Below are 22,111 nucleotides of genomic sequence, written 5' to 3'. Positions count from 1 at the left end.
TGGTCGGTGACGGCTGAGTTCTCGGGGTGGTCCGTCACAGCGGACGGTTGTCTTCGGGGTCTTCCGGTGGGGCCACCGGTGCGTCGTCCGGCTGCGGTACTTCCGAGGTCTCCTCCGCGGACGCGGTGTCGTCCTCGGACTTGGCGGACGTCTCCTCGGCCGGCGCCGGCTGGGACTCCGAAAGGATGTTGGAGACGGTTTCCTCGGTCATCCGCTTGAACTTGCGGACCTGGGAGCGGGTCCGGTCCAGGACGGCGACCTCCAGTTGGTCCGGCGTCAGCTCCCGGACCTCGGTGCCGTCGTGGCTGAGCGCATCCACGGCCAGGCGAAGCGCACCGGCCAATGAGATGGCGTCGCGGTAGTGCTCGCCGATGTAGTCCGCGACCTGTTCCGCCGGGCCGCCCATCACGGCGTACCCGCGGACGTCGGCGATCGAGCCGTCGTACGTGAGCCGGTAGATCTGGTCCTCGGCCGCGCTGTTGCCGATCTCGGCGACCAGGATCTCCACCTCGAGCGGCTTCTCGCCACCGGAGGAGAAGATCGCGCCGAGGGTCTGCGCGTACGCGTTGGCGAGCGCGCGGCCGGTCACGTCACGACGGTCGTACGAGTACCCGCGCATGTCAGCGAGCCGGACGCCGGCGATCCGCAGGTTCTCGAACTCGTTGTACCGGCCGACGGCGGCGAAGGCCATCCGGTCGTAGATCTCGGCCACCTTGTGCAACGCGGGCGACCGGTTCTCCGCGACGAACAGGATGCCGTCGGCATATTGCAGCGCGATCGCGCTGCGGCCCTTGCTGATGCCTTTCCGGGCGAAGTCCGCCCGGTCCCGCATCAGCTGCTCGGGCGAGACGTAGAAGGGAACGCTCATCGAGTCCTCTGTCAGTTCGGGGTGATCAGGTCAGGGACGCCGCGGCCGGGCCGTCGGGACGCTGGTGCCGCTGCTCCCAGGCCGCGTCGACCAAGGAGGCCACCTCGTCCTCGGGCAGTCGCCGGTAACCGTCCGCCGTGACCACGCCGACCACCGGGAAGATCCGCCGCAGCATGTCCGGGCCGCCGGTGGCCGAGTCGTCGTCGGCGGCGTCGATCAGGGACTGGATCGCCACCGTCACGCAGTCGGTCTCGGACAGGTCCTCGCGGTAGAGCTTCTTCAGCGCGCCGCGGGCGAACAGCGAGCCCGAGCCGACGCTGTGGAAGTGGTGCTCCTCGTACCGCCCGCCGGTGGCGTCGTAGGAGAAGATCCGGCCGCCCTTGAGGTCCACGTCGTACCCCGCGAACAGCGGCACCACGGCCAGACCCTGCATGGCCATCGCCAGGTTGCCCCGGATCAGCGCGCTCAGCCGGTTGGACTTGCCGTCCAGGCTGAGCGTCGCACCCTCGAGTTTCTCGTAGTGCTCGAGCTCGACCTGGAACAGCCGGACCATCTCGATCCCGAAACCGGCCGACCCGGCGAAGGCGACCGCCGAGTACTCGTCGGCCGGAAACACCTTCTCGATGTCACGCTGGGCGATGATGTTGCCCATCGTGGCCCGCCGGTCGCCGGCCATGATCACGCCACCGGGGAAGGTGGCGGCCACGATCGTCGTACCGTGCGGGACTTCGCTGGACAGGTCACCCTGCCCGAGCGACCGCCGTCCGGGCAACAGGTCGGGCGCGTGCCCGGCCAGGAAGTCCATGAACGACGAGCCGCCCGGGGTCAGGAAGGCTTCCGGCAGCCGGCCGGAGGCATCAGATGTCATCGAGCGGTTCACTCCCCACCCTTTTGCACGAATCCGCGGACGAACTCCTCGGCGTTCTCCTCGAGCACCTCGTCGATCTCGTCGAGGATCGAGTCGACGTCCTCGTCGAGCCGCTCTTTCCGCTCCTGGACGTCCTCGGACGCCTCGACCTGCTCGACCTCTTCCTCGGTCGACGAACGCTTCGGCTGCTTGTGCTGCTGACCGCCGTCCTTCGCCATGTGGCCACCTCCTAGAACCGCTGGGAGGGCCGCCCAAATCGACCCTCACTAGCGACCCTACCCGGCGCCGCCCCCAGTAATGGTGCGAACCAGGTCACTCGCGGTGTCGCACTGGTCAAGAAGTGCCCCGACATGCGCCTTCGTGCCCCGCAACGGGTCCAAGGTCGGGATCCGCTGCAGCGACTCCTTGCCCGGCAGATCGAAGATCACCGAGTCCCACGAGGCGGCCGCGACCTGCGGCGCGTACTGCTGCATGCAGCGGCCGCGGAAGTACGCCCGGGTGTCGGTCGGCGGGTGCGCGACCGCCATCCGGATCTCCTCGTCGGTGACGATCCGCTGCATCCGGCCGGATTTCACCAACTTGTAATAGAGCCCCTTGTCCGGGCGGAGGTCGGCGTACTGCAGGTCGACCAGGTGCAGCTTGGGGTCGTCCCAGTCCAGGCCGTCGCGGTCGCGGTACGACTGGAGCAGCTTGTACTTCGCCACCCAGTCCAATTGGTCCGACAACTTCATCGGATCCAGCGCCAGCTGGTCGAGGATCTGCTCCCAGCGGTGCAGCACGTCCTTGGTCTGCCGGTCCGCGTCGTCGCCGTACTTGTCCTCGACGTACTTCCGGGCCTGCTCCAGGTATTCCGTCTGGAGCTGGACGGCGGTGAGCTTGCGGCCGTCCTTCAGCGTCAGCAGGTGCGTACAGGTCGGGTCGTGGCTGACCTCGTGCAGCGCGGTCACCGGGCGGTCGACGCCGAGGTCGTCGGTCAGCCAGCCGTCCTCGATCATCGCCAGCACCAGCGACGTGGTCCCGACCTTCAGGTACGACGAGATCTCGGACAGGTTCGCGTCGCCGATGATCACGTGCAGCCGGCGGTACCGGTCCGGGTTCGCGTGCGGCTCGTCGCGGGTGTTGATGATCGGCCGCTTCAGCGTCGTCTCCAGGCCGACCTCGACCTCGAAGTAGTCCGCGCGCTGGCTGATCTGGAAGCCGTGGGTGGCACCGTCCTGGCCGATCCCGACCCGGCCGGCGCCGGTCACCACCTGGCGGCTGACGAAGAACGGCGTCAGGTGCCGCACGATCGACGCGAACGGGGTAGACCGGCGCATCAGGTAGTTCTCGTGGGCGCCGTACGACGCGCCTTTGTTGTCGACGTTGTTCTTGTAGAGGTTCAGCTGCGGCGCGCCCGGGATCAGCCGCGCCTGCCGTGCGCCCTCCATGATCACCAGCTCGCCGGCCTTGTCCCACACCACCGCGTCCCGCGGGTTCGTGGTCTCGGGCGCGGAGTACTCCGGGTGGGCGTGGTCGACGTACAGCCTGGCGCCGTTGGTGAGGATCACGTTCGCCAGGCCGGTCTCCTCGTCGGTGAGCTGGCTGGAGTCCGCCACGTCCCGGCTGAGGTCGAACCCGCGCGCGTCCCGTAACGGGTGCTCCTCGTCGAAGTCCCACCGGGTCTTGCGCGCGAGCGGCTGCGTCTGCGCGTAGCCGTTCACCACCTGGCTCGAGGTCAGCATCGGGTTCGCCCCGGGCTGGCCCGGTACCGAGATGCCGAACTCGGTCTCGGTACCCATGATCCGCCGAACACTCATGGAGTTGAGCCTACGCGGTACCGACGGCGAAAGTGGTTGCTGTGTCCACAGGGTTACGTGTGAGACTGCGCGCGTGGACGAATTGGTGGCGATCCTGGACGACGACAACCAGGTCACCGGAGCCGTGCCACGGTCGGTGATGCGGCGCGACAACCTGCGGCACTCGGCCACCGGCGTGGTCGTCCGGAATCCGGCCGGTGACATCTACGTCCATCGCCGGACGCCAACCAAGGACGTGTATCCGAGCCGGTACGACTTCGCCGCGGGCGGTGTGGTGGCGGCAGGTGAGGACCCGTTCCACGCCGTCGTACGGGAGCTCGAGGAGGAACTCGGGATCACCGGCGTGGAGCTGACGCGGTTGCCGGAGGGCGACTACGCCGACGAGAACACGCAGTACCACGCATACCTCTACACGTGCGTGTGGGACGGACCGGTGCGGCACCAGCCCGAGGAGGTCGCGTGGGGCGCGTGGATGTCGCCCGCGGAGCTGGTGGCGAAGTTCGACGAGTGGTCGTTCATGCCGGACAGCGTCGGGCTGCTCGGCGACTGGGTCCGGAACCTCGCGATCGACGAGGGGTGGGACAGCCACGCGTGGATCGACGGCCCGTGGATCTATCGCGTGCCCCGTCGCCCGGAGGTCCGGCCGCGGCTGCTCGCCGAGCTCACGCTCCTCCCCTGGCTCGCCCCGCAGCTCCCCCTGCCGATACCGGTACCGGAGCCGACAGCGGACGGCGTACGGCATCGTTTGCTTCCCGGACGACCGTTCACGACCGGCGACGAGGAGACGGGACGGGCGCTGGGCGCCTTTCTGAAGGCTTTGCACGCCGTCGACCCTGCGGAGGCCGTCGCGTACGGCGCACTCGACGCAGCGACCGCTACGGCCGAGAAGACGGCCACTCTCGCCGAGTTCCGGGCCCAGGTCGTGCCGCTGCTTCCTGCCGAGCTGCACAGCACGGCCCTGGACCTCCTCGATCGGGTCGCACAGGTCCGGACCTCCTTGGTGCACTGCGACTTCGGACCGGACCACATCCTGATGGCCGGCGGCCGGATCACCGGGATCATCGACTGGACCGACGCGGTCATCGGCGACCCGGCCCTCGACCTCTGCTGGCCGCTCAACGGCGCACCGGAACCCGTCGCCGCCGGCGTACGCGAGGTCTACCGGCCGGATCCCGGCCTGATCGAGCGCTCGAAGGACTGGGCGCGGCTCTCCCCCTGGTACGGCGTCCACCGCGGCCTGCTGCTCGACCGGCCCGGCGACGTCGAGGACGGACTGGCGCAGATCGTCGCCGCGCTGTGATGCAACCACTCGGCGGCCGAGCGGTCATTAGCTGCTGTGAAGATCATCCTGACTGACGATACGGAGCCGTCGATGGGATCCGCAGGCGCCGGTTCAGCGGGCGGTCCGGGTCCGGCGGACGGCTCGGACCAGGAGCTGTGGGAGCGGTTGCGCACCGGGGACCACTTCGCCCTCGGCGAGCTGTTCGACCGGTACGCCGACGACGTCCGGGCGTTCGCGTTCCGCCGGACCGCGTCCTGGAGTACCGCCGACGACGTGGTCCAGGCGACGTTCCTGAGCACCTGGCGACGGTTCGAACGGAACCCACCCGGGCCGCTGACCGCACCGAGTGCCCGCGGGTGGCTGCTGGTCGTGGCCGGCAATGAGTGCCGAACACTGGCCCGGACGGCAAGCCGGTTGCGGAATCTGGTCGACCGGCTGCCCGGCCCCGCGCCCGGACACGACCATGCGCCGGACGTCGCCCGCCGGCTCGACGACGAGCTCCGGATGTCCGCGATCCGCCGCGCCGTCGCGAAACTCCCCCGGCACGAACGCGAGACGCTCGAGCTCGTCGTCTGGTCCGGACTCACCACAGCCGAGGCGGCGGAAGCCCTCGGCGTACCGGTCGGGACCGTCAAGGCCCGGCTGCACCGCACCCGTCAGCGTTTCCCCGACCTGCTCACCCGGGTCGCCCTCACCGAGGAGCTCTCATGAACACCGAACTCGAACCGCCGCGCGTTCCATCGTTGAGCGCCGCCGAACGGGCCCGGATGCGCAACCAGCTGATGGAACGGACCCGGCCGGCCACGCGGCACCCCGCGCGGCATTGGGTCGCCCCGGTGGTAGGAGTCGCGGCCGTCGGAGCCGTGGTCGCCGGCACGCTGGTCGTCACCCAGAATTCCTCCGACGACCCGGGCGCGGCCGGTACGTCGTCCCTCGCCTCGCCGGAAGCCAAGGTCGGCGTCGATCTCGGCGCGGTGTCGAATAACGACCTGGCCAAGGTCACCGCCGAATGTCAGTTCCCGGGCGAGGCCGGTCCTGCCCAGGTCCTGTGGAGCCGTCACGTCCGCGGCATCACCCAGGACAGCACCGCGCTGGTGGGACTGGCGCGCGACACTCGCAGGACCGTTGCACCACCTCCCACCGCGTCCCGCGGCGGTCGCAAGCCGGGCCCGGGTGGAACGCCGTCCACCGCCAAGCTCGGGTACCGGTTCTGCCTGACCCGCGTACCACCGAGCGCCAAGCTCGGCGCGATCGGGCAGGTCACCCGCGTCGAGGACAAGGTCTGGCAGACCGAGCCCACGGTGCGGAACGGCCTGACGGCGCTCGGCGGCACGGACGGCGACGTCACGTACAACCTGTCCACGCTGCAGGCCTGGCGGCTCTACCGGGCGCATCCGAACGTCGCGAAGGTCGAGGCGCGGTACATGCTGAACGGGAAGACCGGCCCGTGGACCAGCGGCGTCGTGGAGGACGGCTTCGCATACATCGAGGTGCAGGCGAACGGAAAGTTCAGGGTCGGCCAGAAGCTGAAGACCGAGGTACGCGCGTTCGACGCCCGGGGGCTGCAGGTGCCGGTCGGCTAACGGCGACGGGCCATCGTGCGGGCGTAGTTGATCCCGACCAGACCGGCCCAGCAGATGAGGACGCCGAACTTGCCCAGCATGCCGGCGGCGATCGCGGTGATCGGGATCGCCGCCACGATCGAGACGATCGCCAGCGCGAGACCACCCGGGTCCGGCTCACGGCTCGGGTGACGGTTCACCCGCCGGCTGGGCACCCGCTCCGGCAGCAGGCCGGCGCGGCGCTGGGCGTCACGCTGGTCGAGCTTGTCGAGGAAGCTGTCGATGAGCTCGGACTCGTACTCCGGCCCGAGCTCCTGCCGCGCCGCCACCGCGGCCCGCAGGTCCTTACGCAGATCGTCCGTCGCCATAGCAGCACGGTAGGCCCGCGATCACGCCGTACCAATCGGGGAAACCCCCCGAACCGACCGGGGGTTATCTCTACCCCAGGCTCCTGGAACGCCGGTCCGGAAGCTGGTATATGTGGAGGCGCCGGCAACACGGTTGTGTCGCCGGCGCCACTTGATGCTGATCTCCGATTCGTCAGCTACTTCCGCTGTGGAACAGGGGAAGTATCAGTCGGGTCAGTGCAACGAGAACCGCGAGCACCTGCGCCGAGGTCGCGAGCCAGCCGCGCAGGGCCTCGTGGTTCTTGTGCTTCCGGTCTGGGGCCATGTCCTGCCTCCTCTCTTCCTCACGACTCTATTCAGCACGAGCCGCTGACGAATGCGCGCAGAAGCAGACGTGAAGAAGCCCGCGCCGTGGCGCGGGCTTCTTCGGAGGTATGACGCTCTTACAGGTACTGACCGGTGTTGGTCGCAGTGTCGATCGACCGGCCCGGCTCGGTGCCCTGCTTGCCGGAGATGAGCGTCCGGATGTAGACGATCCGCTCGCCCTTCTTGCCGGAGATGCGGGCCCAGTCGTCCGGGTTGGTGGTGTTCGGCAGGTCCTCGTTCTCCTTGAACTCGTCCACGCAGGCCTGCAGCAGGTGCTGCACCCGCAGACCCTTCTGGTTCTCGTCGAGGAACGCCTTGATCGCCATCTTCTTCGCCCGGTCGACGATGTTCTGGATCATCGCGCCCGAGTTGAAGTCCTTGAAATAAAGGACTTCCTTGTCACCGTTGGCGTACGTGACCTCGAGGAACCGGTTCTCGTCGGCCTCGGTGTACATCCGCTCGACGGTGCGCTGGATCATCCCGTCCACGCAGGCCTGCTTGTCGCCACCGAACTCGCCCAGGTCGTCGACGTGCAGCGGCAGTCCGGCGGTCAGGTACTTCGAGAAGATGTCCCGGGCCGCCTCCGCGTCCGGGCGTTCGATCTTGATCTTCACGTCCAGCCGGCCGGGCCGCAGGATCGCCGGGTCGATCATGTCCTCACGGTTCGAGGCACCGATGACCAGCACGTTCTCCAGGCCCTCGACACCGTCGATCTCGCTCAGCAACTGCGGGACGATGGTGTTCTCCACATCGGAGGACACACCCGAACCGCGGGTCCGGAACAGCGAGTCCATCTCGTCGAAGAACACGATCACCGGCATGCCCTCGGAGGCCTTCTCCCGGGCCCGCTGGAAGACCAGGCGGATGTGCCGCTCGGTCTCGCCGACGTACTTGTTCAGCAGCTCGGGACCCTTGATGTTCAGGAAGAAGGACTTCTGGCCGGCCGCGCCGGTCTTCTCCGCGACCTTCTTCGCCAGCGAGTTCGCCACGGCCTTGGCGATCAGCGTCTTGCCGCAGCCGGGCGGGCCGTAGAGCAGCACGCCCTTCGGCGGCTTGAGCTCGTGCTCGAGGAACAGGTCCTTGTGCAGGTACGGCAGCTCGACCGCGTCCCGGATCGCCTCGATCTGGCCGGACAGGCCACCGATCTGGGTGTAGTCGATGTCCGGGACCTCTTCGAGGATCAGCTCCTCGACCTCGGACTTCGGGATCTTCTCGTAGACGTACCCGGAACGGGGCTCGAGCAGCAGCGAGTCGCCGGCCCGCAGCGGGGTGTCGAGCAGCGGCGACGCGAGCCGCACCACCCGCTCCTCGTCGGCCTGCGCGATCACCAGCGCCCGCTCACCGTCGGCGAGCAGCTCCTTGAGCATCACCACGTCGCCGACGACCTCGTACGCGCAGGCCTCGACCACGTTGAGTGCTTCGTTCAGCATCAGTTCCTGGCCGAGCTTGAGCTCGTCCAGGTCCACCGACGGGCTCGCCGCGACCCGGAGTTTCCGGCCGCCGGTGAACACGTCGAGCGTGTCGTCTTCGTTTCGTCCGAGGAAGGTGCCGAATCCGGAGGGCGGTTGGGCCAGCCGGTCGACCTCCTCCTTCAGGGCGATGATCTTCTCTCGCGCCTCCCGCAGCGTGTCGGCCAGCCGCTCGTTCTGAGCGGTGACACTCGCCAAGGAGGCCTGTGTTTCGGACAGCCTGCTCTCGAGCGACCGGCTGTCTGCCGGGTGCTCGAGCAGCCGACGTCGCAACGCCGCGACTTCGGCTTCCAGGTACCGGACCTGGTTACGCAGTTCTGCCGCGGTAGGACTCTCGTCTCCAGCCACGATCATCACCTCACCATGTGGGGCTCGACCCTATGGACCTTACCCAGAAAACCTCGCCGGGCAAGCTGAATCCCATCACGTGTCGGTTGCGGATGAATCTGTTGCCTTCGGCATGTCGCCGGAAGTTTCGGCACGGCGCGGGCCGGAGTAGTCGTCACCGTACGCACCGGGCGCAGGGCGACGCTTCTTCCGGGGTGCCGGAACCCCGTGCGCCATTCGTCGGGCAGTAACCAAGAAGGCCGTGTGCCCCTGCATCCGGTGCCCCGGACGAACGGCCAGACCTTCTACGTGCCAGTCTCGCACGAGCGACTCCCACGCGCGCGGCTCAGTGAACTCGCCGTGTGCCCTCAGCGTCTCCACAACCCGGCTCAGCTGCGTCGTGGTGGCCACGTAGGCGCAGAACACCCCACCGGGCGAAAGCGCCTCGGCGACGACGTCGACGCACTCCCAGGGCGCCAGCATGTCGAGTACGACGCGGTCGACGTCCTGCTCGTTCAGCTTCTCGACCAGGTCGCCGACCTCGAGCCGCCACGCCGGATGCTCACCGCCGAAGAAACCTGTCACGTTCTTCCGCGCAACCTCGGCGAAATCTTCGCGGCGCTCGAACGAGATCACCCGGCCGTGGATCCCGACCGCCCGCAGCAGCGCGGTGGTCAGTGCACCCGAGCCGGCGCCGGCCTCGACCACCTTGGCGCCCGGGAAGATGTCGGCCATCGTGACGATCTGCGCGGTGTCCTTCGGGTAGATCACCGCGGCGCCGCGCGGCATCGACACCGAGTAGTCGGCCATCAGCGGGCGCAGCGCCAGGTACTCGACGTTGCCCTTGGAGCGGATCGTGACTGCGTCCGGGCCGTCGATCAGGTCGTCGTGCGCGATCCCGCCCTTGGTGGTGTGAAAGATCTTCCCGCGCTCCAGCTTCACCGAGTGCCGGCGGCCCTTGGAGTCCTGCAGGGTGATCCACTCGCCCTCCTGCAGCGGTCCGTGGTGGACGCCGGAGAACGCCTGGTCGGGGAAGTCGCGCAAGTCAGCCATAAGGCGCTCACCTTAACTTTCGGTCACCGAAAGCCTGTAATCAGCGGCCCCGGAACGCGCGTTCCACATCCGCGGTGGCGAGCACGCCGTACACGCCGCCGGCCGGGTCGAGCACCAGGTACTCGGTGGCGGGGTGTTCACGCAGGGTGGTCAGGATCTCTTCGCCGGTGTCGTTGACCCCGATGATGTGGCCCGCGCCGATCCGGGTCGAAACCTCGCTCACGGTGGTCCACGGGCGCTGGTTCGGGGCCACGGCGGCGACCGCGGACTCCGACACCAGCGCGTGCGGCCTGCCGTCGCCGTCGATCACCACGACCGCCCCGGCCTGGGAGTCCCCGGCCATCCGGACGGCCTCCGAGATCGGCGTACCGGAATGTACGGCGATCGCGCGGCGGGCCAGCGTCCGCACCTGGAGCGCGGGCAGCTTGCGCCGCAGCCTGGCCTGCATCAGGGACGCGGTCGAGCCGGACCAGAGGAAGAACCCGACCAGCAGCGCGATGACGAAGTCGAGGATCGACGCCTGCCAGTGGAAGATCTGCTCGGCCAGCACCGGCAGCGTGAGCACCAGGATCGCCAGCAGACGCCCGGCCCAGGCGGCGACGACGGTGCCGGTGTGCATGTTGCCGGTGAGCTTCCAGACGATCGCGCGCAGTACCCAACCGCCGTCCAGCGGCAGACCGGGCAGCAGGTTCGTGACGCCGACGATCAGGTTCGCGACGCCGAGCTCCAGGAGCGCGACGTACCCGACGCCCTCGCCGATCGGGCGGGATGCCAGGTACGCCAGCCCGCCGACGACCAGGGAGGCGACCGGGCCGACGACGGAGACGGCGAACTCCTCCATCGGCGACTTGCGCTCGCCCTCGATGTGCGTACCGGCCGCGAAGAAACCGAGGTTGATCTCCGAGACCCCGATCCCGAACTTCAGCGCCATCAGCGCGTGCGCGAGCTCGTGGATCAGGATCGACACAGTGAACGCGACCACGAACGCGAAGGCGGCCGCGTACCGCCAGCCGCCGAGCTCGGGGAACTGCTGCCCGATGATCGTCGCGAACCCGAGCGCGAGCAGCATCGCCACCGGCAGCCAGGTGAACCGCATGGTCAGCCGGATCCCGCGGACGCGACCGAGCACCCACGTCCCGGGCGGTGGTGGACCGGCCGGCGGAGCGGGAGTCTCGGGGTCTCGCGAGTCAGCCATCAAGCCAACGCTACTTGGCCGAGGGTAACCGGCTGCTACACGCCCTCGGTTTTCCACAGGCCGGGGTGGGGTGCGCGCGAACTGTCGGTGGTTGTGCCTAGGGTTTAGGGCATGAGCGTTGCAGCTGTCGAGGTCGATCCGCATCCGCGGGGTGCGCTGTCACCTTCCCGAGCCGCGGACTTCATGAGCTGCCCGTTGAAGTATCGGTTCCGGGTCGTCGACCGGTTGCCGGAGAAGCCGTCGCCGGCGGCCGTCCGCGGGACGGTGGTGCACGCCGTGCTGGAGCGGTTGTACGACCTGCCGCGCGGCCAGCGGACGCTGGAGCAGGCGGCCGGAATGCTCGAGCCGCAGTGGCAGCGCCTGCTCGAGGAGGAGCCCGAGGTCGGCGAACTGTTCGCGGAGGACGCGAGCGGCGACGAGCTGGCCAAGTGGCTCGCCGAGGCCCATCAACTGCTGGGGAAGTACTTCACGCTCGAGGACCCGAACGCTCTGGAGCCCGCCGAGCGCGAGCTGTACGTCGAGACCGCGCTGGACTCCGGCCTGGTGCTCCGGGGGTACGTCGACCGTCTCGACGTCGCGCCGACCGGAGAGATCCGGGTGGTCGACTACAAGACCGGCCGCTCGCCGTCGGAGTTCTTCGAGGCGAAGGCTTTGTTCCAGATGAAGTTCTACGCACTCGTGCTGTGGAAGCTGCGCGGTGTCGTGCCGGCGATGCTCCAGCTGGTGTATCTGGGCAACGGCGAGATCGTCCGGTACGTCCCCGACGAGGCCGACCTGCGCGCCTGTGAGCGCAAGGTGTCGGCGCTCTGGGTCGCGATCACCCGCGCCCTCGACTCCGGCGACTGGCGCCCGAGCCCCGGCCCGCTCTGCGACTGGTGCGACCACAAGGCGATCTGCCCGGCCTGGGGCGGCACGCCACCACCGCTGCCGACCCGCTCCGTCGAGGAGGTCGCGGCCGAGTCCGCGGGCATCGATCTGATCTCGGTCGACGGCTGACGCCCTCCCGGCCGCGAAGGAACCCTCGGTCGGTACGGTTCGTCGCATGAGTGTGGGCGAGGTTGCGGTTCAGGCGGTCGAGGTCTGGAAGCGGTACGGCGGCGGCTCGACGCAGGTCGACGCGCTGGCCGGCGTCAGCGCGGACTTCGGCAAAGGACGTTTCACCGCGATCATGGGCCCGTCCGGCTCCGGCAAGTCCACGTTGCTGCACTGCCTCGCCGGTCTGGACCAGCCGTCCGACGGCAAGGTACTGCTCGGTGACGTCGACCTGACCGCGCTCCCCGAGAAGCAGCTCACGCATCTGCGCCGGGACCGGATCGGTTTCGTCTTCCAGGCGTTCAACCTGGTCCCCACCCTTTCGGCACTGGAGAACGTCACACTCCCCCTCGACCTGGCCGGCCGCAAGCCCGACCAGGAGTGGCTGGCCACGGTCGTCGACGCGATCGGGCTGTCCGACCGCCTCGGGCACCGGCCGTCGCAACTGTCCGGCGGCCAGCAGCAGCGCGTCGCCTGCGCCCGCGCGCTGGTGTCCCGGCCGGACGTGGTGTTCGCGGACGAGCCGACCGGCAACCTGGACTCGCGCTCCTCCGCCGGCGTCCTCGACTTCCTGCATCGCTCGGTCCGCGAGTTCGGCCGGACCGTCGTGATGGTCACCCACGACCCAACCGCGGCGTCGTACGCGGACCGCGTGCTGTTCCTGGCCGACGGCGAACTGCAGTCCGAGCTGACCGATCCGACGGCGGAGTCCGTGCTGGACCGGATGAAGGAACTGGACCCGGCCGGCGAGCTGGCCGGCTGATGTTCAAGCTCGGTCTCCGCTCGGTGCTCGCGCATCGGCTGCGGTTCGTTCTGTGCACGATCGCCGTCACGCTCGGCATCTCGTTCGCTAGCGGCGCGATGGTGTTCACGGACTCGTTGTCCACGGCCCTGAAGAAGAACTTCGAGGTCAGTACGGCGGACATCACGGTCACGCCGACGTCCCCGATCAAGGCCGCCAACGACACGCCGGTGACCTTCCAGAACGGACTCGCCGACCAGATCCGCTCCGTACCGGGGGTCGCCGACGCCGTTCCGCAATTGCTGGTCGGCGACGTACAGGTCCTCGATCCGTCCGGCAAGGAGGTCGAGAACTACGGGCTGACCACCTTCGGCGCCTCGTGGCCGCGGGTCATCGGGTCGGCTCCGTTCAAGGTGCTCAATGGCACCGCGCCCTTCGGCGAGCAGCAGGTTGCGCTCGACCAGTCCACCGCGTCGCGGGCCGGCTACAGCATCGGCGACAAGGTCCGGATCGTCACGCCTACCCAAGCCGTCACCGCAACACTCACCGCACTCACGACCTCAGCGGCGGCCGGTCCCGCGGCCGGCGCGCCACTGGTCAGCTTCGACGGTGCGACCGCGCAGCGCCTGCTGCTCGGCAAGGCGGGCTGGACGTCGATCACAGTCGCGCTGAAGCCCGGGTCCGATCCGAACACGGTCGGTCAGGCGATCAGCAAGGTGCTCGGAGACTCGGTCAAGGTGCGGACCGCGCAGCAGGTGGCGTCGGAGGGCAAGCGCGACCTCGACACCACCTTCGGCAGCTTCAGCCTGGTGCTGGCACTGTTCGCCGGGCTGGCGTTGTTCGTCGGTACGTTCCTGATCGTCAACACGTTCGCGATGGTCGTCGCGCAGCGCGGCAAGGAGCTCGCGATGCTGCGGGCGATCGGCGCGTCCCGGGCCCAGGTCACCCGGACGATCCTGACCGAGAGCGTGATCATCGGGTTCATCGGCTCGACCCTCGGCCTGCTGATCGGGATCGGGGTCGCGGCCGGTGTCCGGCTGATGTACCAGAAGTTCAACCTGCGCATCCCGACCGCGGGACTGGAGGTCAGCGCCGGCACGATCATCGCGTGCTACCTGATCGGCATCGGCGTCACGGTCGCGGCCGCCGCGCCGGCCGCCCGCCGGGCCGGGAAGCTCCGGCCGATCGCCGCGATGCGCGACGACGTCCAGGTCCCGGAGCGCTCGCTGCTCGTCCGCGGGTCGATCGGCGGGTTCATGCTGCTGATGACGGCGTTGTTCGTCGCCATCGGAGTGGCCGCGGGCGACCTGCCCGGAGCGGTCCTGATCGCGATGGGTGCCGGTCTCGCCGTCCTGGCAGTGGTGATGCTCAGTCCGTTGATCAGCCGCTACGTCGTGCGCGTGCTGATGTACCCGTTCGGGCGCCGCGCGCCGGTCACTCTCGGGCGGCGCAACGCCGAGCGGAACCCACGCCGGACGTCCGCGACCGCCTCCGCGCTGATGATCTCGGTGGCGCTGATCAGCGGCCTGATGGTGATCACCGCGTCTGCGAAGGCGTCGATCAACCAGGGCGTCCTGGAGGCACTCGGCACCTCGGACATCGTCGTCACCAACGACGGCACGCCGAACTTCAGCACCCAGGTCGGTGACCGGACGGCCGAGGTCGCGGGCGTCGAGGCCGTGCACCGGGTCCGCCAGGAGACCGGCGAGGTCGGCGACACCGACGTGAAGGTCAGCGGGGTCAGCGACGGCACGCTGGACGGCCCGATCGTCGCCAGGTTCGACAGCGGATCAGCCGTCGCGCTCACGAACGGGCAGGCGGTCCTCCCCCGCAACCTCGCCAAGACGCTGAACCTCACCGTCGGCAAGAGCTTCGACCTGAAGACCACGAACGGCGTCCATCGGCTGACCGTCGGCGGCACCCTGGCCCCGAACCGGCAGCTCAACGCCGTCGTGCTCTCACTCGCGACGTACGAGCAGCTCGGCGGCCCGCCGACGGACAGCCTGCTGTACGTCGACGTTGCCCAAGGCAAGGAGATCGCGACGGTCCGGGCCGCGGTCCTGGACCGGCTGAAGGACTACCCGTCGCTGCAGGTCCGGGACCAGAAGGCGTACGCGGCCGGTGCCATGCAGCCGGTGGACGCGGGCCTGGCCGCGGTCGGGTTCCTGCTCACGATGGCGATCCTGATCGCGCTGCTCGGGATCGTGAACACGCTCGCGCTCGGCGTGATCGAGCGGACCCGTGAGATCGGGCTGCTGCGTGCGATCGGGATGGACCGGACACAGCTGCGGCGGATGCTGCGGGTCGAGTCGGTGGCGATCACGTTGCTCGGTGCGCTGCTCGGGCTGCTGATCGGGATAGTTTTCGGGGTCGCGGTCCAGGCCTCGATGTCGGACAGCGGGCTCGGTGTCCGGGTGGTTCCGGTCGGGCAGCTCGCGCTCGCGGTCGGGGTCGCGGTCGTGTTCGCCGTACTCGCCGCTGTCTGGCCGTCACGGCGTGCGGCGCGACTCGACGTGCTGCGGGCGATCGCATCAGAGTGATCGGACCCCTGAAGTGAAGCCAGACCAGTGATTCACAGGTAGCCTGCGGGTGTGCCGGGGACCGTGCAGTCGATCGAGCGGGCCGCGGCGGTGCTGCGACTGCTCGCCGCCGCGCCTGACGGGCTGGGGGTCGCCGACCTCGCGAACGCCCTGGGTCTGGCGAAGCCGACCGTGCACGGGATCCTGCGGACGCTGCAGCAGGTCGGGTTCGTCGACCAGGACCGCAGCGGCGCGCACTACCACCTGAGCGACGCGTTCGGCCGGCTCGGCGAGAGCTACCTGGACTCGAACGAACTGCGCAGCCGGGCGATCAACTGGGCCGACTCGCTGGCGTCGCGCAGCGGCGAGGTGGTCCGGGTCGGGCGGTTGGTCGACGGCAAGGTCGAGGTCGTACACCACGTCTTCCGGCCGGACGACAGCGACCAGGACCTCGACGTCGGTACGACGCTCCCGCCACATGCGACCGCTCTGGGGAAGGCGGTACTCGCGTACGACACGAGCGCCGCGTCCCGGCCGCGGCGGCTGGAGGCGTTCACGACGCGGACGATCACCGACCCGAACCGGCTGAGCGAGGAGCTGGCGACGGTACGGGCGCGGGGGTGGGCGACCGAGTTCGAGGAGCATACGGTCGAGTTGGCCAGTATCGCCGCACCGATCCGCGGCCTTGGTGGGCTGGTCGTCGGCGCGGTCGGCCTGGCCGGGCGGATCGAGCGGATCTGCGACAGCCGGCTCCGCCACCGCGACGACCTGGTCACGATGGTCCGCGCCACCGCCGACGCCATCGCCCGAGATCTCCGGGACGACGGATGACCGCGGATCGCCACGCCATCACAACGGATCGGGCAGCCGAGCGCCGCGCCTGGGCGCTCGTCGGCCGGGCGGATTGTGATGGCCTGGGGGTTCGCACGTGAGGGGGGCTGATGGCTGAGCAGTATGTGGCCGCGGTGGATCAGGGGACGAACTCGAGCCGCTGCATCCTGTTCGACCGGCGGGGGCGGTTGGTGTCGGTCGCGCAGCGGGAGCATCGGCAGTTGTTCCCACGACCCGGATGGGTGGAGCACGACGCCGAGGAGATCTGGCGGAACGTCACCCGGGTGGTGCCGGCCGCGATCAAGCAGATCGGCGCCGAGCCGTCGCAGGTCGTTGCCATCGGCATCACCAACCAGCGGGAGACGAGTCTGCTCTGGGACCGGCGGACCGGCATTCCGATCGGGCACGCGGTGGTCTGGCAGGACACCCGTACCGACCGGCTCGTCACGGAGCTCGCGGGCGAGGACGGCCCGGACCGGTTCGCCGATCGCTGCGGGCTGCCGCTGACGACGTACTTCTCGGCGCCGCGGATCCGCTGGATGCTCGACCACACGCCCGGGCTGCGGGCGCGGGCCGAGCGCGGCGAGATCCTGTTCGGCACGATGGAGACCTGGCTGATCTGGAACTTCACGCGGGGCTTGCATGTCACCGACGTGACGAACGCCAGCCGAACCATGCTGATGAACATCGAGACGCTCGACTGGGACGACGAGCTGCTCGCCGCGTTCGACGTACCGCGGGCGATCCTGCCCGAGATCCGCCCGTCGTCGGGCGTCTTCGCAACCTCGACCGAAGTACTACCCGGCGTCCGGATCGGTGCGGCGCTCGGCGACCAGCAGGCCGCGCTCTTCGGTCAGACGTGCTTCAGTCCGGGTGAGGCGAAGTGCACGTACGGCACCGGGTCGTTCCTGCTGATGAACACCGGCCAGGAGATCGTCCGGTCCAAGCACGGGATGCTGACCACGGTCGCGTACCGGATCGGTGATCACCCGGCGTCGTACGCGCTGGAAGGCTCCATGGCCGTCACCGGTTCGCTCGTGCAGTGGTTCCGCGACGGGCTCGGGATGATCCACACCGCGGCCGAGATCGAGACGCTGGCGCGGACCGTCGAGGACAACGGCGGGGCGTACATCGTGCCGGCCTTCTCCGGGCTGTTCGCCCCGCATTGGCGGAGCGAGGCGCGCGGGGTGATCGCCGGACTGACCGGCTACATCACCAAGGGGCACCTGGCCCGGGCGGTGCTCGAGGCGACCGGGTTCCAGACGCTCGAGGTGGTCGACGCGATGAACGCGGACTCCGGGATCGCGCTGACCGCGTTGAAGGTCGACGGCGGGATGACCGCGAACAACCTGCTGATGCAGTTCCTCGCGGACCTGCTCGACGTCCGCGTGGTACGGCCGATGGTGACCGAGACCGTCTCGCTCGGCGCCGCGTACGCCGCCGGCCTCGCGGTCGGCTACTGGCCCGACCTCGAAGGGCTGCGCAGCAACTGGCACCGCGCCGGCCAGTGGATGCCGCACATGGACCCCGCCCGCCGCGCCACCGAGTACGCCAACTGGCAGGCCGCCGTCCAGCGAACCTTCAACTGGATCCGTACCGAGGACCACGAGGCCTAGCTGGGGAGGGCTGCGTGTCGGCCCTCCCCACCCCTCCGGGTTTATGCCGGCGAGACGATGTCAGGCGCTTCGAGGCGGACCTTGTCGGCCGACTCGTCGTCGGGCTGGTCCTGGGAGTCGCGCTCGGACTGGACCCGCTGCAGGTAGAAGGACACCTCGCGCTCGATCGTTGCCGCGTCCCAGCCGAGGACCGGGGCGATCAGTTCCGCCGCGGCCTGCGCCGCTGCCACCCCGCGGTCCCAGGCCTCGATCGAGATCCGGGTCCGCCGGGCCAGGATGTCGTCGAGATGCCGCGCGCCTTCGGCCTTGGCCCCGTACACGATCTCGGCCTTCAGGTAGTCCTGGGTGCCGGGCAGTTGTTCGCCCAGCGTCGGGTCCTCCGCGACCAGGTCGAGTACTTCGTTGATCAGCGCGCCGTACCGGTTCAGCAGGTGCTCGATCCGCGCCACGTGCAGCCCGGACCGCTGGGCGATCAGGTGCCGCTGGTTCCACAGCGCCTGGTACCCGTCCGCGCCGACCAGCGGGATGTTCTTCGTGACGCTGCGCGGCACCCGCCCGTCGAGGGCGTCCGCGGCCGCGTCGATCGCGTCCTTGGCCATCACCCGGTACGTCGTGTACTTGCCACCGGCAACCACTACCAGGCCGGGGGCCGCGTGCGCGACGACGTGTTCGCGGGACAGCTTCGACGTACTCTCCGACTCGCCCGCGAGCAGCGGCCGCAGACCGGCGTACACGCCCTCGACGTCCTCACGCGTCAATGGCGTCGTCAGTACGGCGTTGACGTGGTCGAGCAGGTACTCGATGTCCTTGCTCGTCGCGGCCGGATGCGCCTTGTCCAGGTGCCAGTCGGTGTCGGTCGTGCCGATCAGCCAGTGCCGGCCCCACGGGATGATGAACAGTACGGACTTCTCGGTGCGCAGGATCATCCCGGTGCTGGACTGGATCCGGTCCTTCGGGACGACCAGGTGGATGCCCTTCGAGGCGCGCACGTGGTACTGCCCGCGCTCCCCCACCATCGCCTGCGTGTCGTCGGTCCACACACCGGTCGCGTTCACGACCTGCTTCGCCCGGACCTCGAACTCGCGACCGCTCTCCAGGTCCTTCGCCTGGACGCCGGTGACCCGCTCGCCTTGACGCAGGAAGCCGGTGACCTTCACCCGGTTCGCGACGAAGGCGCCGTACGACGCCGCCGTACGCGCGAGCTCCATCGTGTGCCGCGCGTCGTCGACCTGCGCGTCGTAGTACTGCAAGGCGCCGACCAGGGCGGACTTCTTCAGCGACGGGACCAGCCGCATCGCGCCGCGCCGGGTCAGGTGCCGGTGGATCGGCAGCCCCGCGCCGAGGCCGGAGCTGACCGCCATACCGTCGTACAGCGCGACGCCGGCGCCCGCGTAGAACCGCTCCCACCAGCGGTGCTGGAGCGGGTACAGGAACGGGACCGGCTTGACCAGGTGCGGCGCCAGCCGCTGCAGGAGCAGACCGCGCTCCTGCAGCGCCTCGTGCACGAGCCGGAAGTCGAGCATCTCCAGGTAGCGCAGGCCACCGTGGATCAGCTTGCTGGACCTGCTGGAGGTGCCGCTCGCGAAGTCGCGCGCCTCCAGCAGTCCGGTGGTCAGCCCACGGGTGGCGGCGTCGAGCGCCGACCCGGTGCCGACCACCCCGCCACCGATCACCAGGACGTCCAGTTCGCGTCCGTCGGCCATCGCGTCGATCGCGTCGGCCCTCGCTTGCGGTGACAGAGCCACTACAGCCACTTGTGTTCGTCCTTCCGATCTCGGGTCTTGCTGATTCAGTCGACGTCGACCCAGTCAAGCGTGCGCTGGACGGCCTTCTGCCAGCCGGCGTACCCCTGAGCGCGCTGCTCGTCGTTCCACTGCGGCTCCCACCGCTTGTCCTCGTTCCAGTTCTGCACGAGCTCGTCCTTGTTCTTCCAGAAGCCCACGGCGAGCCCGGCCGCGTACGCCGCCCCCAGAGCGGTGGTCTCCGCGACGACCGGCTTGCTCACCGGTACGCCGAGGATGTCGGCCTGCATCTGCATGGCCAGCTCGTTCGCGGTCACACCGCCGTCGACCTTCAGCACCTCGAGGTGCACGCCGGAATCCTTCTCCATCGCGTCCGAGACGTCCTTGCTCTGGTAGCAGATCGCTTCCAGTGTTGCGCGGGCCAGGTGCGCGTTGGTGTTGAACCGGGACAGTCCGACGATCGCACCGCGGGCGTCGGACCGCCAGTACGGCGCGAACAGGCCGGAGAACGCGGGGACGAAGTACACCCCGCCGTTGTCCGCAACCTGCTTGGCCAGCGTCTCGATCTCCGCCGCGCCGGAGATGATGCCGAGCTGGTCGCGCAGCCACTGGACGGCGGAACCGGTGACCGCGATCGAGCCCTCCAGCGCGTACACCGGAGCCTCGTCGCCGAACTTGTAGCACATCGTGCTGAGCAGACCGGCCTTCGAGCGGACCAGTTCGGTACCGGTGTTCAGCAGCATGAAGTTGCCGGTGCCGTAGGTGTTCTTCGCTTCACCAGGGTTGAAGCACACCTGCCCGACGGTGGCCGCCTGCTGGTCGCCGAGGTCGCCGGTCAGCGGTACGACGCCGCCCAGCGGGCCGTTGGCGAGCGTTTCGCCGTACTTGTTCGGGTCCGACGACGGCCGGATCTCCGGCAGCATCGACCGTGGGATGTTGAAGAAGCTGATCAGCTCGTCGTCCCAGTCGAGCGTCTCGAGGTTCATCAGCATCGTGCGGCTGGCGTTGGTGACGTCGGTGATGTGTACGCCGCCCTCGGTGCCGCCGGTCAGGTTCCACAGCAGCCAGGTGTCGGTGTTGCCGAAGACCGCGTCCCCGGCCTCGGCGGCCTCGCGGACGCCGTCGACGTTCTCCAGGATCCACTGCACCTTGCCGGCCGAGAAGTACGTCGCCGGCGGGAGGCCGGCCTTCTGCCGGATCACGTCCCCCTTGCCCTCCCGCTCCAGGGCGGAGGCGATCCGGTCGGTCCGGGTGTCCTGCCAGACGATCGCGTTGTAGTACGGCCGGCCGGTCTTGCGGTTCCACACCACCGCGGTCTCGCGCTGGTTGGTGATGCCGAGCGCCGCGAGGTCGCTCGCCTGCAGGCCCTGCGCGTTCATCGCGGTCCGGATCACCGAGCTGGTGCGCTCCCAGATCTCGAGCGGGTTGTGCTCGACCCAGCCGGCCTGCGGCAGGATCTGCTCGTGCTCGAGCTGGTGGATGCCCACCTCGTTGCCGGAGTGGTCGAAGATCATGAAGCGGGTGCTCGTGGTCCCCTGGTCGACGGAGCCGACGAAGTCAGCCATGGAAAGTCCTCTCCTCACACAGCACAGTTGTCATGCGGTCGTGTTCTCCTCGGGGATCCGTCCGGGTTCCTCGTCCTCGTCCGCGATCGGCAGGAACCGGCCGACCAGCTGGTCGTAGATCAGCGCGCCGAGCAGCGCACCGAGGATCGGCGCCACGATCGGTACCCAGAAATAGACCTCGCCGAACTGGTCCTTGAACGCTCCGCCGTACCCGGTGATGAACGAGGCCAGCCGCGGGCCGAAGTCACGGGCCGGGTTGATCGCGTACCCGGCGTTCGTACCCCACGCCATGCCGATGCCGACCACGACCAGGCCGACGATGAACGGTGTCAGGTTCGCGGCCGGGGCCGTGTTGCGCAGGTCGGTGATGGCCAGGATCAGCAGCATCAGGATCGCCGTACCGATGATCTGGTCGCGGAAACCGCCCCAGAGGTGTACGCCGATGTCCGAGCCGTTGCCGGGCAGCGTCGAGAACACGATCTGACTCTTCCGGGTCAGCCCCGGGTCGAACTTGTTGAGTGCCTCGGTGTAGTTCCAGCGAACCACGAGCGCCGCCAGGAACGCCCCGAGGAACTGTGCGCCGGCGTACGGCAGCACCTTCTTCCAGCTGAACCCGCGGAACGCGGCCAGCGCGATCGTGACCGCCGGGTTCAGGTGCGCGCCGGTCATCCGGCCTGCCACGTAGATGCCCAGCACGACGCCGAGACCCCAGGCCCACGCGATCGAGTCGTGGTTGCCGATCCCGCCGGCCACCACCTGCGCCACCACGCCGACACCGAACAGGATCAGGATGAACGTGCCCAGGAACTCGGCTGAACACTCCCCCAGAAGGGTCTTCGCCTTGACAGCTTCGGTCGTAGCCATACCGAACCTCCCTTCGTCGCCGTGACGACCACGGCTGCCTGGAATCTAAGAGCGAACCCCCCCGCGG

Annotated in this window: 20 protein-coding genes; 8 read left to right on the top strand and 12 right to left on the bottom strand. The window is 69.0% G+C overall.

The window, feature by feature from the left end; genetic code table 11:
• Positions 1 to 34: 34 nt before the first annotated feature.
• From prcA to dop, 4 genes are read right to left on the bottom strand one after another with little or no spacing between them, the layout of a single operon-like run.
• Positions 35 to 868, bottom strand: a complete 834-nt coding sequence (gene prcA / locus ACZ5BU_RS08700) for a proteasome subunit alpha (protein ID WP_465696799.1) — start codon at positions 866 to 868, stop codon at positions 35 to 37.
• Between the two features lie 25 nt (positions 869 to 893).
• Positions 894 to 1,736: a proteasome subunit beta gene (prcB, locus tag ACZ5BU_RS08695; protein ID WP_465696797.1), complete on the bottom strand. Its 843-nt coding sequence runs from the start codon at positions 1,734 to 1,736 to the stop codon at positions 894 to 896.
• 8 nt (positions 1,737 to 1,744) lie between these two features.
• A complete protein-coding gene (locus ACZ5BU_RS08690) occupies positions 1,745 to 1,954 on the bottom strand; it encodes a ubiquitin-like protein Pup (protein WP_130448384.1) in 210 nt (69 codons plus the stop codon).
• A gap of 57 nt (positions 1,955 to 2,011) precedes the next feature.
• Positions 2,012 to 3,532: a depupylase/deamidase Dop gene (dop, locus tag ACZ5BU_RS08685; RefSeq protein WP_465696794.1), complete on the bottom strand. Its 1,521-nt coding sequence runs from the start codon at positions 3,530 to 3,532 to the stop codon at positions 2,012 to 2,014.
• Positions 3,533 to 3,605: 73 nt separating this feature from the next.
• Here dop and ACZ5BU_RS08680 point away from each other — a divergent pair, with 73 nt between their 5' ends.
• From ACZ5BU_RS08680 to ACZ5BU_RS08670, 3 genes are all read left to right on the top strand, one after another.
• On the top strand, positions 3,606 to 4,832 hold the full coding sequence (locus ACZ5BU_RS08680; protein ID WP_465696793.1) for a phosphotransferase: 1,227 nt from the start codon (positions 3,606 to 3,608) through the stop codon (positions 4,830 to 4,832).
• A 72-nt stretch (positions 4,833 to 4,904) separates the two neighbouring features.
• Positions 4,905 to 5,525: an RNA polymerase sigma factor gene (locus ACZ5BU_RS08675; RefSeq protein ID WP_465696791.1), complete on the top strand. Its 621-nt coding sequence runs from the start codon at positions 4,905 to 4,907 to the stop codon at positions 5,523 to 5,525.
• Positions 5,522 to 6,397 carry a hypothetical protein gene (locus ACZ5BU_RS08670; protein ID WP_465696790.1) on the top strand — a complete coding sequence of 292 codons (876 nt, stop codon included), beginning with the start codon at positions 5,522 to 5,524 and terminating at the stop codon, positions 6,395 to 6,397. The genes ACZ5BU_RS08675 and ACZ5BU_RS08670 overlap by 4 nt, the downstream gene beginning before the upstream one ends.
• Here the strand turns inward: ACZ5BU_RS08670 and ACZ5BU_RS08665 are convergent.
• The 5 genes from ACZ5BU_RS08665 to ACZ5BU_RS08645 all read right to left on the bottom strand — a co-directional run bounded on the left by ACZ5BU_RS08665 (position 6,394) and on the right by ACZ5BU_RS08645 (position 11,133).
• The gene (locus ACZ5BU_RS08665) at positions 6,394 to 6,744 is read right to left on the bottom strand and encodes a hypothetical protein (RefSeq protein WP_465696788.1); all 351 of its coding nucleotides are present in this window, start codon (positions 6,742 to 6,744) and stop codon (positions 6,394 to 6,396) included. The two genes, ACZ5BU_RS08670 and ACZ5BU_RS08665, sit on opposite strands and share 4 nt — an antisense overlap.
• 172 nt (positions 6,745 to 6,916) lie before the next feature.
• Positions 6,917 to 7,048: a hypothetical protein gene (locus ACZ5BU_RS08660; RefSeq protein WP_465696786.1), complete on the bottom strand. Its 132-nt coding sequence runs from the start codon at positions 7,046 to 7,048 to the stop codon at positions 6,917 to 6,919.
• A gap of 118 nt (positions 7,049 to 7,166) precedes the next feature.
• On the bottom strand, positions 7,167 to 8,912 hold the full coding sequence (arc, locus tag ACZ5BU_RS08655) for a proteasome ATPase (protein WP_465696785.1): 1,746 nt from the start codon (positions 8,910 to 8,912) through the stop codon (positions 7,167 to 7,169).
• Between the two features lie 69 nt (positions 8,913 to 8,981).
• Positions 8,982 to 9,938 (bottom strand): tRNA (adenine-N1)-methyltransferase, encoded by a 957-nt coding sequence (locus tag ACZ5BU_RS08650; protein WP_465696784.1) that lies wholly within the window; start codon positions 9,936 to 9,938, stop codon positions 8,982 to 8,984.
• A gap of 40 nt (positions 9,939 to 9,978) precedes the next feature.
• Complete coding sequence (locus ACZ5BU_RS08645) at positions 9,979 to 11,133, bottom strand: M50 family metallopeptidase (RefSeq protein WP_465696783.1); 1,155 nt, start codon at positions 11,131 to 11,133, stop codon at positions 9,979 to 9,981.
• Positions 11,134 to 11,244: 111 nt separating this feature from the next.
• Between ACZ5BU_RS08645 and ACZ5BU_RS08640 the strand changes: the two genes are divergently transcribed.
• The 5 genes from ACZ5BU_RS08640 (at position 11,245) to glpK (ACZ5BU_RS08620) (ending at position 17,873) form a co-directional block, all read left to right on the top strand.
• Positions 11,245 to 12,129: a RecB family exonuclease gene (locus ACZ5BU_RS08640; RefSeq protein ID WP_465696781.1), complete on the top strand. Its 885-nt coding sequence runs from the start codon at positions 11,245 to 11,247 to the stop codon at positions 12,127 to 12,129.
• 46 nt (positions 12,130 to 12,175) lie between these two features.
• A complete protein-coding gene (locus tag ACZ5BU_RS08635) occupies positions 12,176 to 12,928 on the top strand; it encodes an ABC transporter ATP-binding protein (protein ID WP_465696779.1) in 753 nt (250 codons plus the stop codon).
• Positions 12,928 to 15,447: an ABC transporter permease gene (locus ACZ5BU_RS08630; protein ID WP_465696778.1), complete on the top strand. Its 2,520-nt coding sequence runs from the start codon at positions 12,928 to 12,930 to the stop codon at positions 15,445 to 15,447. The genes ACZ5BU_RS08635 and ACZ5BU_RS08630 overlap by 1 nt, the downstream gene beginning before the upstream one ends.
• Positions 15,448 to 15,498: 51 nt before the next feature.
• A complete protein-coding gene (locus tag ACZ5BU_RS08625; RefSeq protein ID WP_465696777.1) occupies positions 15,499 to 16,257 on the top strand; it encodes an IclR family transcriptional regulator in 759 nt (252 codons plus the stop codon).
• 110 nt (positions 16,258 to 16,367) lie between these two features.
• Positions 16,368 to 17,873: a glycerol kinase GlpK gene (glpK, locus tag ACZ5BU_RS08620; RefSeq protein ID WP_465696775.1), complete on the top strand. Its 1,506-nt coding sequence runs from the start codon at positions 16,368 to 16,370 to the stop codon at positions 17,871 to 17,873.
• Positions 17,874 to 17,914: 41 nt separating this feature from the next.
• On the opposite strand, the gene ACZ5BU_RS08615 is transcribed toward glpK (ACZ5BU_RS08620), so the two are convergent.
• From ACZ5BU_RS08615 to ACZ5BU_RS08605, 3 genes are read right to left on the bottom strand one after another with little or no spacing between them, the layout of a single operon-like run.
• Positions 17,915 to 19,627, bottom strand: a complete 1,713-nt coding sequence (locus tag ACZ5BU_RS08615) for a glycerol-3-phosphate dehydrogenase/oxidase (protein WP_465696773.1) — start codon at positions 19,625 to 19,627, stop codon at positions 17,915 to 17,917.
• 35 nt (positions 19,628 to 19,662) lie between these two features.
• Positions 19,663 to 21,180, bottom strand: coding sequence for a glycerol kinase GlpK (glpK, locus tag ACZ5BU_RS08610; protein ID WP_465696772.1), 1,518 nt, complete (start codon positions 21,178 to 21,180; stop codon positions 19,663 to 19,665).
• A gap of 30 nt (positions 21,181 to 21,210) precedes the next feature.
• Entirely contained in the window at positions 21,211 to 22,044 is an 834-nt protein-coding gene (locus ACZ5BU_RS08605) for an MIP/aquaporin family protein (protein ID WP_465696770.1), read from the bottom strand.
• Positions 22,045 to 22,111: the final 67 nt, after the last annotated feature.

The sequence above is a fragment of the Kribbella sp. NPDC031520 genome (genome assembly GCF_055580825.1).
The sequence above is the reverse complement of the archived record's forward strand: the minus strand, read 5'-3'. Positions and strand labels throughout refer to the sequence as shown.